This is a genomic window from Aquimarina rubra, assembly GCF_042684305.1.
GTDB classification, from domain to species: Bacteria; Bacteroidota; Bacteroidia; order Flavobacteriales; family Flavobacteriaceae; genus Aquimarina; species Aquimarina rubra.
Genome location: NZ_JBHULE010000019.1, coordinates 2,090,574 through 2,104,203, shown reverse-complemented (window position 1 = coordinate 2,104,203; position 13,630 = coordinate 2,090,574). Strand labels below are relative to the sequence as shown.

The 13,630-nt window shown below is 33.2% G+C and carries 12 protein-coding genes; 5 read left to right on the top strand and 7 right to left on the bottom strand.

What is annotated here, in order from left to right:
• Positions 1-3: 3 nt before the first annotated feature.
• On the bottom strand, positions 4-1,290 hold the full coding sequence (gene kynU / locus ACFSR1_RS17845; protein ID WP_378294372.1) for a kynureninase: 1,287 nt from the start codon (positions 1,288-1,290) through the stop codon (positions 4-6).
• A gap of 201 nt (positions 1,291-1,491) precedes the next feature.
• Here kynU and ACFSR1_RS17840 point away from each other — a divergent pair, with 201 nt between their 5' ends.
• Positions 1,492-1,641 carry a hypothetical protein gene (locus ACFSR1_RS17840; RefSeq protein ID WP_378294371.1) on the top strand — a complete coding sequence of 50 codons (150 nt, stop codon included), beginning with the start codon at positions 1,492-1,494 and terminating at the stop codon, positions 1,639-1,641.
• Between the two features lie 269 nt (positions 1,642-1,910).
• The gene (locus tag ACFSR1_RS17835) at positions 1,911-2,552 is read left to right on the top strand and encodes an O-methyltransferase (protein WP_378294370.1); all 642 of its coding nucleotides are present in this window, start codon (positions 1,911-1,913) and stop codon (positions 2,550-2,552) included.
• 73 nt (positions 2,553-2,625) lie between these two features.
• On the opposite strand, the gene ACFSR1_RS17830 is transcribed toward ACFSR1_RS17835, so the two are convergent.
• From ACFSR1_RS17830 to ACFSR1_RS17805, 6 genes are all read right to left on the bottom strand, one after another.
• Positions 2,626-4,119: a S8 family peptidase gene (locus ACFSR1_RS17830; protein WP_378294369.1), complete on the bottom strand. Its 1,494-nt coding sequence runs from the start codon at positions 4,117-4,119 to the stop codon at positions 2,626-2,628.
• A 333-nt stretch (positions 4,120-4,452) separates the two neighbouring features.
• Entirely contained in the window at positions 4,453-4,746 is a 294-nt protein-coding gene (locus ACFSR1_RS17825; RefSeq protein ID WP_378294368.1) for a Sec-independent protein translocase subunit TatA/TatB, read from the bottom strand.
• Between the two features lie 90 nt (positions 4,747-4,836).
• Positions 4,837-7,143, bottom strand: a complete 2,307-nt coding sequence (locus ACFSR1_RS17820; RefSeq protein WP_378294367.1) for a M1 family metallopeptidase — start codon at positions 7,141-7,143, stop codon at positions 4,837-4,839.
• A 61-nt stretch (positions 7,144-7,204) separates the two neighbouring features.
• On the bottom strand, positions 7,205-7,711 hold the full coding sequence (locus tag ACFSR1_RS17815) for a DUF6702 family protein (RefSeq protein ID WP_378294366.1): 507 nt from the start codon (positions 7,709-7,711) through the stop codon (positions 7,205-7,207).
• 87 nt (positions 7,712-7,798) lie between these two features.
• Complete coding sequence (locus ACFSR1_RS17810; RefSeq protein WP_378294365.1) at positions 7,799-8,557, bottom strand: hypothetical protein; 759 nt, start codon at positions 8,555-8,557, stop codon at positions 7,799-7,801.
• Positions 8,558-8,699: 142 nt separating this feature from the next.
• Positions 8,700-9,488 (bottom strand): carboxypeptidase-like regulatory domain-containing protein, encoded by a 789-nt coding sequence (locus ACFSR1_RS17805; protein ID WP_378294364.1) that lies wholly within the window; start codon positions 9,486-9,488, stop codon positions 8,700-8,702.
• A 109-nt stretch (positions 9,489-9,597) separates the two neighbouring features.
• On the opposite strand from ACFSR1_RS17805, the gene pepE reads away from it, so the two are divergent.
• The 3 genes from pepE (at position 9,598) to ACFSR1_RS17790 (ending at position 13,625) form a co-directional block, all read left to right on the top strand.
• Positions 9,598-10,305 carry a dipeptidase PepE gene (pepE, locus tag ACFSR1_RS17800; protein WP_378294363.1) on the top strand — a complete coding sequence of 236 codons (708 nt, stop codon included), beginning with the start codon at positions 9,598-9,600 and terminating at the stop codon, positions 10,303-10,305.
• 7 nt (positions 10,306-10,312) lie between these two features.
• On the top strand, positions 10,313-11,227 hold the full coding sequence (locus ACFSR1_RS17795) for a glutaminase (protein WP_378294362.1): 915 nt from the start codon (positions 10,313-10,315) through the stop codon (positions 11,225-11,227).
• Positions 11,228-11,291: 64 nt separating this feature from the next.
• Complete coding sequence (locus ACFSR1_RS17790) at positions 11,292-13,625, top strand: tetratricopeptide repeat protein (RefSeq protein WP_378294361.1); 2,334 nt, start codon at positions 11,292-11,294, stop codon at positions 13,623-13,625.
• Positions 13,626-13,630: the final 5 nt, after the last annotated feature.

The following is a 13,630-nucleotide window of genomic DNA, read 5'->3' as shown; positions in this document are numbered from 1 at the left end:
ATGTTATTTGGAGTTCTTGTCTAAAATTCCTTGTTTCAAAATCTGACCAAACTCATACATATCCTCATAGGAACAATAAAAAGGTGCAGGCGCTAATCTGATTACATTAGGTTCTCTCCAATCTGTAATTACTCCATTTTTCATTAAATAATCAAACAACTTCCTGCCTTCTCCGTGAAGAAAAACAGATAGTTGTGTCCCCCTTTCTTCTTGACTCGATGGAGTGATAATCTCAAAAGTACTGTCTACCTCAGCATCAATTTCTTTTAGTACAAACTCTAGATATGCAACAATTATATTTCGCTTTTTTATCAAAGCTTCCATTCCCACTTCATCAAATAATTCTAATGATGCCAGGTACGGTGCTAAAGACAAAATCGGAGCATTACTTAATTGCCACGCATCGGCATTAGGCATGGGTTCGAACTCCGGCTTCATTAAAAATCTGGATTCTCTTTTTGTTCCCCACCATCCTTCGAAGCGAGGGATGTTTGTTTTATCATGAAATCGCTCATGAATAAAACATCCCGAAGCATTTCCCGGACCGCTATTCATATATTTATAACTACACCAGGATGCGAAATCCACATCCCAATCATGCAGATTCAATTCAATATTACCAGCTCCGTGTGCAAGATCCCAACCTACAAAAGCCCCAATATCATGTCCGGCTTTGGTGATGGTTTTCATGTCAAAAACCTGACCAGTGTAATAATTGACTCCACCTATTAAGATTAAAGCACACTCCTCTCCTACTGATTGGATCGTAGACAATATATCTTCTATCCTAAAATTATGTTCATCTTTCCGTTTTTTGATTTCTACAATAGCATCATTCGGGTCATATCCGTGAAATCGAACCTGACTCTGCAACATATATTGATCACTGGGAAAAGCTTTTTCTTCGCAAATGATTTTATATCGTTTTCCCTTGGGTCTATAGAAAGAAACCATTAATAAGTGAAGATTCACTGTAAGCGTATTCATCACAGTAATTTCTGAAGGTTTAGCTCCTACTATTTTGCTTAATGGCTTGGCCATACGCTCGTGATAATCCCACCAAGGTTTATCTGCATAAAAATGTCCTTCTACAGCAAGTTCTGCCCAATCCTTCATTACTTCATCTACATACTTCTTAGTGTTTTTAGGTTGAAGTCCTAAGGAATTTCCCGTAAAATATATCACTTGTTTGTTATTCACTTTAGGAAAAAGAAACTGATCTCTATAAGATTTTAAAGGATCTTGCTCGTCTAATTTCTTAGCAAATTCTCTACTATTCTCGAATTGCATTTTTGAGTTTTGATTCAAAAATACAGATTACAGTCGAGATTATATAATCTTTTAAAATTGCTTCTAAAATAGTGGGGAAATTACCCTGATTTTAGTATCTTACTAGCGTACAAAAACCAATAGATACAAAAACAAACAGACATATATCCTGCGTGTCTTTAAATGTTCAGGTATACAATATCATCTTAAACTCATATTCTAATGAAAAAATTAAAAAAATTAGACGGTGTAAAAACAATTAGTAAAGAAGTTCAAAAAAACGTTAACGGTGGACATTGCCCTCCTTGCGGACCAGGCGAATGTGGCCAAATTATTTTTCCGGGACCGGACTGGTTTTGTGCACCTTGCTAATTCATTTTTAAAAACAAAAGTTAAAACATTCTATAGAAAGTAAAAATTGCAGTAGTTTATTTAAATCACTGCAATTTTTTTAATAAAACGTTTGCCTCTTTAAAATTGTAGTTTTACTTATCTTTTACAATAAATTCTAAAACAGAAATTGCATCTTCTTTTTTGTTTTATTTTAGACATATCAAAGCTTCATACCAATATCCTTCGGATCGATCAACAGCATCAGATTGTATTAATTAAAATACTAGATTTGCAAAAAAGCAACACTTATGCACTTCATACCAGAAGCACTAGACACTTACGTAGTAAACCATACCGAAAAAGAACCGGAATTACTACAACAGCTGACTAGAGAAACCTATCAAAAGATATTACAACCACGTATGCTTAGCGGTCCTTATCAAGGTCGTGTTTTGAGCATGCTTTCTAAATTAATTAATCCCAAAAATATTCTGGAAATAGGTACCTATACAGGTTATTCGGCTTTATGCCTGGCAGAAGGAATGCAGAAAGCTGGTGTCCTACATACCATTGATATCAATGAGGAGTTAGAAGATTTTCAGCGCAAATATTTTGATCTTTCTCCATATGGTCGTCAAATATATCAGCATGTTGGTGATGCAACTGAGATCATACCAAATATGGATATAAAATTTGACTTAGTTTTTATTGATGCAGACAAACCGAATTATTCTAAATACTTCGAGTTAATTATTCATAAAATGAATCCGGGTGGTATTATTTTATCTGATAATGTTCTTTGGAGTGGAAAAGTAATTGAAGAAGTTGCAGAAGATGATATTTCCACTAAAGCACTTTTAGCATATAACAAACTATTGGCAGAAGATAATCGAGTTGAAACCGTTTTATTGCCTATTAGAGATGGTTTAACGATTAGCCGAGTATTATAAAAAAAAGTGGAATCTATTCGATTTAGATTCCACTTCTAACATATATTAGTAACTACAATTGCTAATTCATTTACTATTGTACAGCTTTAAGCGCATCGATATTACCATAACCAAATTTACTGTTACGGTTAGGATAAAATTCTCCTGCTCTTTTTAATTTATCCAACACTTGCGCTCTGGACATATTTGGATTACGAGACCATACTAATGCTGCAATACCTGCTGTCATAGCTGTTGCTACAGAAGATCCACCAACGTAAGATTGAGCACCATTGTTAAAACCTAGAACAGGTACTGTTCTACTGGTATTACTAGCTCTTTGCATAATGATGGTAAAGTCAATTTTACTACCATCGTGGCAAATATCACATCGATTGTATCCATTATCTTTTAATCCTGTTACCGCAACAGTTTCGCTCATACTAGCAGGAAATATAACACCATACCAGTTTGTGAATGTGGTAGAAGTTCCACCGGCAGCCATAATCATTTTTCCTTTACCATATGCATATTTTACAGCATCCTTTACATTACCGATAGACCAAGGATATCCAATAGACATCGAGATTATTTTTACATCACTTCTATTTCCTAATGCTTTTAATGCATTACTTACTCCTTTTCGCTCGTGATAATCGTTTAAAACTACGTCTTCTGTTCCTCTATAAGCAACCAAATTCGCATTATAAGCTACTCCAACCGGCATAAAATCATTATTACGCGGAGATGCTAAGGCTGATGCCATCTGAGTTCCGTGACCACATCTATCATTTGGTCCATCTACATTATTGGACCACCACCAAGGAGAATCTATAAATGTTCCATAACGTTGTACAGATCTACCATTAGAAGCACCATCATTAAATCCGCTTCCTAAAAGATTTTGATTTGCAGATATTCCTGTATCTATAAGTCCTACTGTAATACCAGCTCCGGTGCTAAGACTCCACGCATCATCTATATTATGCTTTTTGAAGTTCCAGGGTAATCTTGCATTAGGAGAGATCACGCTATAATCTCCACTATTAATAGATTGGCCGCTTTGACTACATCCGGCTGATTTTTGTTGTACTTCTTCTTGCAGATAAAACCCATATCCATTTGGTTCCAGATATCTAATATTATCCATTGCCTTTAACTCTATAATTGTCTCCATGTTCGTTACCCGAACATCTAAAACATTTAATAATCCGTCTTCTGCTACTTGAAATCCAGAACGTGTAACTCCTTCACTATCCTGAATCGTACTATATATATTTTCAATAATAGTATTTAATCGTGAGGATCGTTGAGTCCCATCAATAAAGCTTTCTCCTTTTTCACCAAAACCGATAGTTAGTACTTCACCTCCATGCATCACAGCACTATATAACATCTGTGCAGAAGCATCATTGGTCCAATCTAAATCTCCCTTTTGCTTCAGTTGTGTTTCTATAAAAGAATTGATTTCTTCAATAGAAAGAATTTTTTGGGATTCTGAGTTTTCGTCGATAATGTCGGTTGAGTCTTCTTGAGAACATGACAGGACAAGGAACAGCCCTAAAATCAGAGGAATAATTTTTTTCATTTTAGTATAAGATTAATGAGTTTGTGTGTTATTGATTTTTTTAAGAGGGTTGTTTTCTTAAAAACATCAAATAATTATCATTTAGTTAATTTCAGCACTAATTTATTAAATAAAATCTAAATATTAACACATTATTTTGAAGAAATCTTAAAAAAATTAACGTTACTATGCTTGCATAAGACCATAAAATAGTGTCAAATGCTAATGTTTATAAGGGTTTTACAGAAAAAGACTACAGAATAAAATTAACTTAAAAAAAGGTAAGTTTGTTTACAGAATACACAAATAACTAGTGCTTATTTTATAGAAATGATAAAATTTACTAGGTAGGAATTAGAATTTACGTTTTACAGGACCCGTAATTTCCTCGATATCATCTTTTACCTGATTTATTTCTTTTTTGATATCTGTAGTAATAGAAGAGGGTATATCGGTATCAATCCCATGCTTTTCTGCACTCTTGGTTATTTCTGATTTGATATCATTTGTAGCATCTTTTACGATACGCATTCCTTTACCCAGACCTCTAGCGATTTCAGGTATTTTATCTGCACCAAAAACCATAACCAATATAAAAACTATAAAGGCGATTTCGGTTCCGCTGATGAATAATGGCAATGCTATCATAATGATGCAAATATAACTACAATAATGTACAGAAAAAAGCCGTTCGCAATCACGAACGGCTTTTACTTATGATTTAAGGTTTTTTTTAACTTATTGACCTTTTACTTTGTTTTTAAATTTATCGAACTTACCAAGCTTTTTATTCTGAGGCCAGCTATTATTAGAGGTATCTATATCCGCCGTTTCCTGATTAGGATCAACCACAATCTTAGAAATTGCTTTTTCTGATGCGATTGCTCTTTTTACAGCATCATCATTCTTTCTCCAGATTTCTGCCGGATATGTTACTGTTTCAGAAGTCCCATCTTCGTAGGTATACTCTACTATCAGTGGCATTACTAATCCTCCTGGTTTTTCGAATGTTACTTCATAGAAATATTTTGGTTCTTTAAGAACTTCTCTTTCTTCCACCGAAAAATTATCAATTAAATATTCTTTCAAGGTTTTAGCATCCTCAATGATATTACCATTCTTCTTGATGGTTTCATATTCTTCGCTACCTTCTTCTACCATAAATACTAAAGGACCAAAATCTTCAATCTTAGCTCCTCTTGCTGCAGCAAAATCTTTAGCTCTCTGATTTGGCTCTTTAGAAACTACATATTTCTTAACATCTTTTACCCCGATATCTGTATAATCCGTAGTATAAAACCATCCTCTCCAGAACCAATCTAAATCTACAGCAGAGGCATCTTCCATAGTTCTAAAGAAATCTTCTGGTGTTGGATGTTTAAACATCCATCTCTGAGAATATGTTCTGAATGAATAATCAAACAAATCTCTACCCATTATTGTTTCTCTAAGTATATTTAATCCGGTAGCAGGTTTAGAATAGGCATTAGAACCAAATTGATAGATATTATTAGATTGTGACATAATTGGAGAAATAAAACTTTGATCTCCACTCATGTAAGGAACAATTTTAGCTGCAGGACCTCTTCTTGAAGGGTATTTTTTTAGCGGAGCTATTGCATCGGGATACCACTCTCCAAAATCTTGCTCGGCTACGTACTGCACAAAAGTATTAAGCCCTTCATCCATCCAAGTCCACTGACGCTCATCACTATTAACAATCATAGGGAAAAAATTGTGTCCTACTTCGTGTATAATTACACTCATCATTCCAAATTTAGTGCGGTCGCTAAACTTCCCTTCTTTGTCTGGTCTTCCGTAGTTCCAGCAAATCATAGGATATTCCATACCTTGATTCTTAGCATGAACAGAAATAGCCTTATGATAAGGATAATCAAAAGTCATTCTACTATAAGATTTTAAAGTACTAGCCACTGCTTTTGTAGACCAGTCTTCCCATAGTGGATTTCCTTCTTTAGGATACATAGAAACAGCCATTACATCTTTTCCTCCAATTTTAACAGCCATCATATCCCAGATAAATCTTCTGGAAGTCGCAAATCCAAAGTCTCTTACATTTTTAGCACTAAGCTTCCAAGTCTTTTTACTTTCGGCAAATGTTTTCTCTTTAGCTTCAGCTTCTTTTTGAGTTACTATAACTACCGGCTCATCGTATGACTTTTTTGCTTTCTCATAACGATTCATCATCTCCTTAGTAAATACTTCTTTTCTATTTAACAGCACTCCTGTAGCATCCAATATATGATCCGAAGGAACTGTAATATTCACATCAAAATCTCCGAACGGAAGTGCAAACTCACCTCTACCCCAAAACTGATGATTTTGCCAACCTTCTACATCATTATATACCGCCATTCTTGGATAGAACTGCGCAATTACATATGCTCTGTTTCCATCTTCAAACTCTTCATACCCGGATCTACCTCTACCGTTAACGTGATCATTAATATTATACCACCAATCAATAGAGAATACAAATTTTGCTCCAGATGCTAAATGCTTTGGCATCTCTACTCGCATCATTGTACCGTTTATAGTATACTGTAAAGGTTTACCTACTGCATCCTTCACTGCGGTTATATTAAATCCACCATCAAAAGGCTCTCCTAAATATTTTCCTACAAATTGATTTGGCGCATCCGCTGCATTTACTCCTCCAGGTTGAATTAATGGAGTTTTTGACTTTCTGGATCGCATATTCTGATCTAGTTGCACCCATAAAAACTCTAAATTATCAGGAGAGTTGTTTGTGTAAGTGATTGTTTCTTTACCAGTAAGCTTTTTGTTTTTATCATCAAGCTCTATATCCATTTTATAGTCTGCCTGTTGCTGATAATAAGCCGATCCAGGCGCTCCAGAAGCAGTTCTGTACATATTAGGAGTAGCGAACTCATCATACATCTGCTTAAACTTGTTTTGATTGGTATGCCCTAGCTCACGAGTTTTTTCGGTATTATCTTTGTCCTGTGCATACAATCCAGAAACAAGGAATGTAACTGAAAGAATAAAAAGTATTTTTTTCATTAGAGTGTAATTGTGTTAAGTAATAAATTGCAAAATAGTTGTTTTTTAAAAGTTTAGTCATTTATTCACTAAACTTTAACATGCCCTTATCCCTTTCTTTTTGTAAGATGAGACTTTTACGTTTTTTCCCTTTTTTTACGTGAATAATGTTTTGTTGTTCTTCAAAGAAATCCATTAAAGCTTGGTTGGTGACCGTTATTGTTTCTAGAGAAGGTACATTTTCTACTTCGAGATAACACAAAACAAGATCGTTATCGTATTCTTTACCAATAAAATTAAAAGCAACTTGCTGACCATTTACAGTAATACTTAATTTCTGGCTTAAATATTTGCTTAAGTACTGATCTACTTTGGCTTCTTCTTTTTCTGAAATCAACTCTATGGTTTCGTCATATCGTTGTCTCAGTACTTCTTCTATATCATCAATAAATATTCTGGAGATTATCTGTAATGACTTTTGCTCCTCGTTATATTCTATTTGAGTTACACTCACATAAAACTTATGTAGGGTACTAAAGGAACTTAGAACAACCAGAAGTATTGGTAAAATTAAAAGTGATTTCTTCATCTATTAAAATATAAAAGCTCGTAAATGTACTATTTTGACATAAAATATTATGCCAAAAGCATCCTATTCTACAAAATTGTCATATTGCTAATCAATTTCTTTGTACTTTTTATAAAGTTTTGCTTTTTCCTGAAAGAATTCCAGCAATGATAGCCTTTTTGTGTTTTCCAATAAGTTTTCAAAGTACTTATCTTCTGCGCAGTAATACATAAAATCAGAGATAAGGTTTTCTGGTAATCCCAAATCTTTTGTAAAAAAAGTCAAACTAAATGAGGCTTCTCCTTTTTGAATCAGCCTATCTAAATCTTGAAGTGCTTTTATTCGTTTTAATTTTTTTAATGTTCCATTTAAGTAATTGATGGGTCGATCAATAATACCTGATTTTGCAGTATAAATTTTTCTTTCTATTTGTGTTGGCTGTTTTATATCCCTAAATGGTAAGCCTAAACTTTTATTATTTACAAAAGGTTTAATTTCTATATACTTCGTGTCTTTATCTATATTTCCAGAAAGGCTGACGGTACTTATATTAACCTGGTCAAGTTTTTGAATAACCGGATGTAATTGTATCTCAAAATCATCATTATTTAGATCATTCTCAGAAACTATTATAGAAATCACCTCATATTGAACAGATGAAAAAATAATAGAATCATTTACTTCTGAAGGGATTTCGAAATAACCGATTTGGTCATTAGTAGCACCTATTTTCTTGGTGTAGTTTACAATATTAATCGCAAAACCTTCTAAAGAATCAGCAATGATCCTTCCTTTTAATCGTTGTGATTGCCCAGAAACATTACTTAAACCGAAAAGAAAAAATATAATTGGTAGCCCTCTAGTCATAGACTGAATTAGTTTTATGACTAAAATCCAAAGGAGAGTTAAACCATTAGCATTTTAATAAACGATCTTTAAACTTCGTCATATCATTATATGGAAAAAGACGAAAGTCGATCTCAGGTGTTGCGAAAAAATATCCACAGTATTATTGTCGTTGCTTATAAGCTTTGCTTTGAGAAACCAGGAATTCTATCAAATTCAACTCATTCCCTTCTTCTAAATATGATTTATTGAGCCCATTCTCTTCTGCAAAAAATATAAAATCATTAATCTGATCTATTTCCAGCGCTAGATTTGTTTTAAAAAATTCGTCATTATATATATTTCTCACCTTAACATCTATATCCGCAGAAGTCTTATCCTTGCTTTTATCCTTATTTTGAAATACAACTTTAAAAAGATTGACGAAATTTAGTCCATAAATCATCCTGTCTTCCAGAAACACTTTGTTTTCTAATTCAGAAAGTTCATCAGGTGTCCAATCGTAATCCGTGTCATTAATTCTGTCTGAAGTAAGTTTAGCCACTTCATCAATTCCACTTTCAGAGACATCAATTTTTTTTACATCAATAGAAACGTTTCCTAATAAATCATAAGGTGTAACGATTACTTCTTCCAGAAGATTTACCGATTCATTTAAAAAAATATTCAACCTTCTATTATCCAATACCCCTTTATCAATCAATACCACAAATTTTTGATATTGCATGGCTATTACTTCCAGCTTATCGTTGGTGCCGACGCTTATTCTAAAATTACCTTGACTATCTGTAATAGTACCCTTTTTGGTTGTAAGATTATATACTACCACACCTTCTACATCATCACCTATTGGTGCACTAATGCGACCATCAATCATAACTCTGGAGGTAATCTGTGCAAAAGAAAAACTAAGTGCGCAGCATATAAAAAGTAAGGATAATTTCATTTTCATAGTAAGCCGGATTAAATTTGTTTTTATTGAAGATACTACATTTTTTCAATATGCTGAGAAGATTTCTTTATAAGAAAACGTTAAACTACCTTTACTAAAAAACAACCTTATGCAAAACTGTATAATCGCCAGCACTTCCACTATTCACGGTAGCGGTCCTTTAGAATACTTATTTGAGGCTTTAATTGAGCTTTATACAGACACTAATGAAATACTTTTTATTCCTTATGCCCGTCCAGGAGGAATTTCATTAGATGAATATACTATCGGAGTTAATAATATCTTTAAGAAAATCAATAAAAGAGTACTAGGTATTCATATGTTTTCTGATATCACAGAGGCATTTAAAAACACACAGGGAATTTTTACAGGTGGAGGAAACACCTTTCTTTTAGTAGATCAATTGTATCGTAACAAAGTTCTGCAACCCCTTAAAAACGCAATAGAATTAGGCACACCTTATTTAGGCACCAGTGCCGGAAGCAATATATGTGGCCTGACTATGCAAACCACTAATGATATGCCGATAGTTCAACCACCTAGCTATAAAACTTTAGGGATTATGCCCTTTAATATCAATGCGCATTATCTGGATCCTGATCCCAATTCTACGCATAAAGGTGAGACCCGAGAAACACGCATTAAGGAGTTTCATACAATAAATCCACAACCTGTAGTTGGACTCAGAGAAGGAAGTTGGTTGAGAATCCATCAGGACGATATTATATTAAAAGGTACTTTATCTGCTAGGATTTTTGAACAAAACAAAAATCCATACGAAATAGTATCAGGAAGCTCTCTATCTCAATTAAATTAAACGATATATGGAATACCAGAAAATCCTCGATACAATCAAAGCCGAAACATTAAACAAAACAAGTACCGGAAAAGTAGCTACTTATATTCCGGAGTTGGCAAAGATTGATCCTAACAAATTAGGGATGCACTTATACTGTATTAACTCAGGTCATTATGGTTTTGGTGATGAGAATGAACGTTTTTCTATACAAAGTATTTCTAAAGTATTCTCTTTGACTCTAGCCATGTCGGTATTAAATGATGAATTATTTGACAGAGTAGATGTAGAACCATCCGGAGATCCATTTAATTCTTTAATTCAATTAGAATATGAACATGGTATTCCCAGAAACCCTTTAATCAATGCAGGTGCTTTGGTTATTGCTGATGTATTGGTTTCCATATTAGAAAATCCCAAACAAAAATTCTTAGAATTTATTCACAAAATTACTGGCAATACCTCCATTACTATTAACCCAAAAGTTTTTGAATCTGAAAAAAAATATAGTTATCGAAATGCTTCTTTATTAAATCTAATGAAGTCTTTTGGCAATATAAAAAATGATATAGAAACTATTTTAGATCTATATATTTATCAATGTTCTGTAGAAATGTCTTGTAAAGAATTGGCAACTGCTTTTATGATATATGCAAACTCAGGAAAAACCTTATCAGATGATGTTCAAATAATTTCTTCAAGAAAAGTAAAACGTATTAATGCTATTATGCAGACTTGCGGTTTTTATGATGAAGCAGGAGAATTTAGCTTCAGAGTAGGTTTACCAGGAAAAAGTGGTGTTGGTGGCGGAATAGCAGCTATTCACCCTGGTTATTATGCAGTAACTGCATGGAGTCCTCCTCTTAATCCAAAAGGAAATTCTGAGTTAGGCATGTATGCCTTAGAAAGATTAACTACTTTGACAGGGTTTTCTATATTTTAGAGAGTAAAATTTGACTCTGGTCACAAAAGCTTTAAATTTACATTAGTAGCAATATAAATACTCAATGAATCAAATACCAAAAAAGAAAACGCTGTATTTCCTAATTATAATGGTTATCGTAACAACAATTACTTACCTTAATCATTTTGATAATGCATTTCATTTTGATGATATGCACACCATTGTCGAAAACCCAAATATCAGAAGTCTAAAAAATATTCCGAGTTTCTTTACAGACGGAACCACCATAAGTTCATTACCCCAGAATCAAGCTTATAGACCGGTACTTACTACTTCATTGGCAATTGATTATTGGTTAGGTAATGGATACGATTTGTTTTACTTTCATTTGAGTTCTTTTATTCTATTTTTAATTCAAGGAGTACTTCTCTTCTTTTTCGCTTTTAGAATTCTCAATATATCCAATAAAGACAAGTTCAATTTCTATATTGCTGGTGCGATTACAGTTTGGTATATGATTCATCCCGCAATGGCAGAAACTATTAATTACATCATTGCACGTTCAGACTTGCAATCTACTTTTTTTGTAATACTTGCATTTGTTCTCTATCAATATTCAAAAACTTGTAAAAAATATTATTTGTATTTGATCCCTGTAATAATTGGTGCGTTATCGAAACCCACTGCAATAATGTTTGCTCCATTATTTGTGATCTACGTTGGATTTTTTGAAGAAGAGATTAGCTTTAGACACATTATCGAATTCTCTAAAAAATCGAAGTTACTTAGAGTTATAAAAGTTTCCTCACCCTCTATTATAGTTTGTGCAGCGCTCTATATTTTTCAGGGTTATATGACTCCAAACTCTTTTAGCACTGGTTCATCAGAAACCTTTAGATATCTAATTACACAACCTTATGTAATTTTCTATTATTTTGGAAGTCTCTTTTTACCAATACATCTAAGTGCTGATACCGATTGGACATTACTGGAAAATATATGGTCTTTTAAGTTTTTCTTTGGCATATTTTTCCTAATAATTCTAATCGTAATCGCAATTTTAACTTTCAAAAAGAAAAGCTACTATCCAATCACATTTGGAATATTGTGGTTTTTTATTGCACTGGCACCTACATCGAGTTTCATTCCATTAGCAGAAGTAATGAATGACCATAGAATGTTTTTTCCATATATTGGATTAACTCTAGCTGTAGGGTATTCTATCTGGCTTTTAATCGAAAACCTTAAAAAAAGATATAAATTTGATATTAAATATGCTGTTGTTATCATTTCCACTTTACTCATATTATATGGTTTTGGGACATACCAAAGAAATATTGTTTGGCACGACGAAGAAAGTCTTTGGAAGGATGTGACCATAAAAAGCCCGAAAAATGGAAGAGGATTAATGAACTATGGATTGACAAAAATGGCAAAGGGTGAATACCAAATTGCGGAAGAATACTTCATAAAAGCATTAAAGTATACACCCAATTATCATACGCTTCATATAAACCTTGGTATACTGAATAACGCTAAAGGCAATAAAAAGGAGGCTGAAAAATATTTCGAAAACTCTATAAAATATGGCCCAGGATTTCATAGTTCATGGTTCTATTACGGACGTTATTTTAGCGAAAACCAAAGAAACAAAGAGGCAATAAGCAAGTTAAATAGGTCATTGGAGATATCACCAAATCATATACCAACCAGACTACTATTGATGGAAAATTATTTAGAGCTGGAAAATTGGAATGAACTGAATAAACTTGCACAGAATACATTATTAATTGATAAAGACAATCAAAAAGCGCAATCATTTCTATTGGCTAGTGTACAAAAAATAGGCAAACTAGATCTGGAAGAACTCGAAATACTAAAAAACCCAACCCCTGAAAAATATCTAGACCTAAGTTTAAAATATTATCAAAACGGTCTTTATCAAAAATGTATACTTGCCGCAGAAAAAGCATTAAAGCTAAACAAAGACTTTGCAGCAGCATATAACAATATTTGTATCGCACAAAATCTTTTAGGCAATTTTGACAAGGCAGTTTTAGCTTGTGATCGGGCAATAGAATTAAATCCAAATTTTCAATTAGCAAAAAACAATCTACAAGATGTATTATCTAGAAAAAGTAAAATTGATGAACTTACCAAATCTTTAGAAGCTAATCCTAGTGAAGCCAACTATCTCAACATAACATTAGCATATTATAACTACGGACTTTTTAACAAATGTATAATTTTTGCTAAAGAAGGAATAACAAAACACCCTACGTCAGATAACCTATACAATAATCTATGTGCCTCATTCAATGCAATTAAGCAATGGAAAAAAGCAATAGATGCAGGTAAGAAAGGTTTGGGGATAAATCCAAAAAACACCCTTCTTAGGAATAACTATAATTATGCCCTAAGCAATAGCAAACAATAAAAACC

What these genes read in the sequence shown, in the direction of transcription:
- ACFSR1_RS17795 (WP_378294362.1), top strand. Translation starts at nt 10,313, where the DNA reads ATGGAATACCAGAAAATCCTCGATACAATCAAAGCCGAAACATTAAAC.
- ACFSR1_RS17805 (WP_378294364.1), bottom strand. Translation starts at nt 9,488, where the DNA reads ATGAAAATGAAATTATCCTTACTTTTTATATGCTGCGCACTTAGTTTT.
- ACFSR1_RS17820 (WP_378294367.1), bottom strand. Translation starts at nt 7,143, where the DNA reads ATGAAAAAAATACTTTTTATTCTTTCAGTTACATTCCTTGTTTCTGGA.
- pepE (WP_378294363.1), top strand. Translation starts at nt 9,598, where the DNA reads ATGCAAAACTGTATAATCGCCAGCACTTCCACTATTCACGGTAGCGGT.
- ACFSR1_RS17830 (WP_378294369.1), bottom strand. Translation starts at nt 4,119, where the DNA reads ATGAAAAAAATTATTCCTCTGATTTTAGGGCTGTTCCTTGTCCTGTCA.
- ACFSR1_RS17825 (WP_378294368.1), bottom strand. Translation starts at nt 4,746, where the DNA reads ATGATAGCATTGCCATTATTCATCAGCGGAACCGAAATCGCCTTTATA.
- ACFSR1_RS17790 (WP_378294361.1), top strand. Translation starts at nt 11,292, where the DNA reads ATGAATCAAATACCAAAAAAGAAAACGCTGTATTTCCTAATTATAATG.
- kynU (WP_378294372.1), bottom strand. Translation starts at nt 1,290, where the DNA reads ATGCAATTCGAGAATAGTAGAGAATTTGCTAAGAAATTAGACGAGCAA.
- ACFSR1_RS17840 (WP_378294371.1), top strand. Translation starts at nt 1,492, where the DNA reads ATGAAAAAATTAAAAAAATTAGACGGTGTAAAAACAATTAGTAAAGAA.
- ACFSR1_RS17810 (WP_378294365.1), bottom strand. Translation starts at nt 8,557, where the DNA reads ATGACTAGAGGGCTACCAATTATATTTTTTCTTTTCGGTTTAAGTAAT.
- ACFSR1_RS17835 (WP_378294370.1), top strand. Translation starts at nt 1,911, where the DNA reads ATGCACTTCATACCAGAAGCACTAGACACTTACGTAGTAAACCATACC.
- ACFSR1_RS17815 (WP_378294366.1), bottom strand. Translation starts at nt 7,711, where the DNA reads ATGAAGAAATCACTTTTAATTTTACCAATACTTCTGGTTGTTCTAAGT.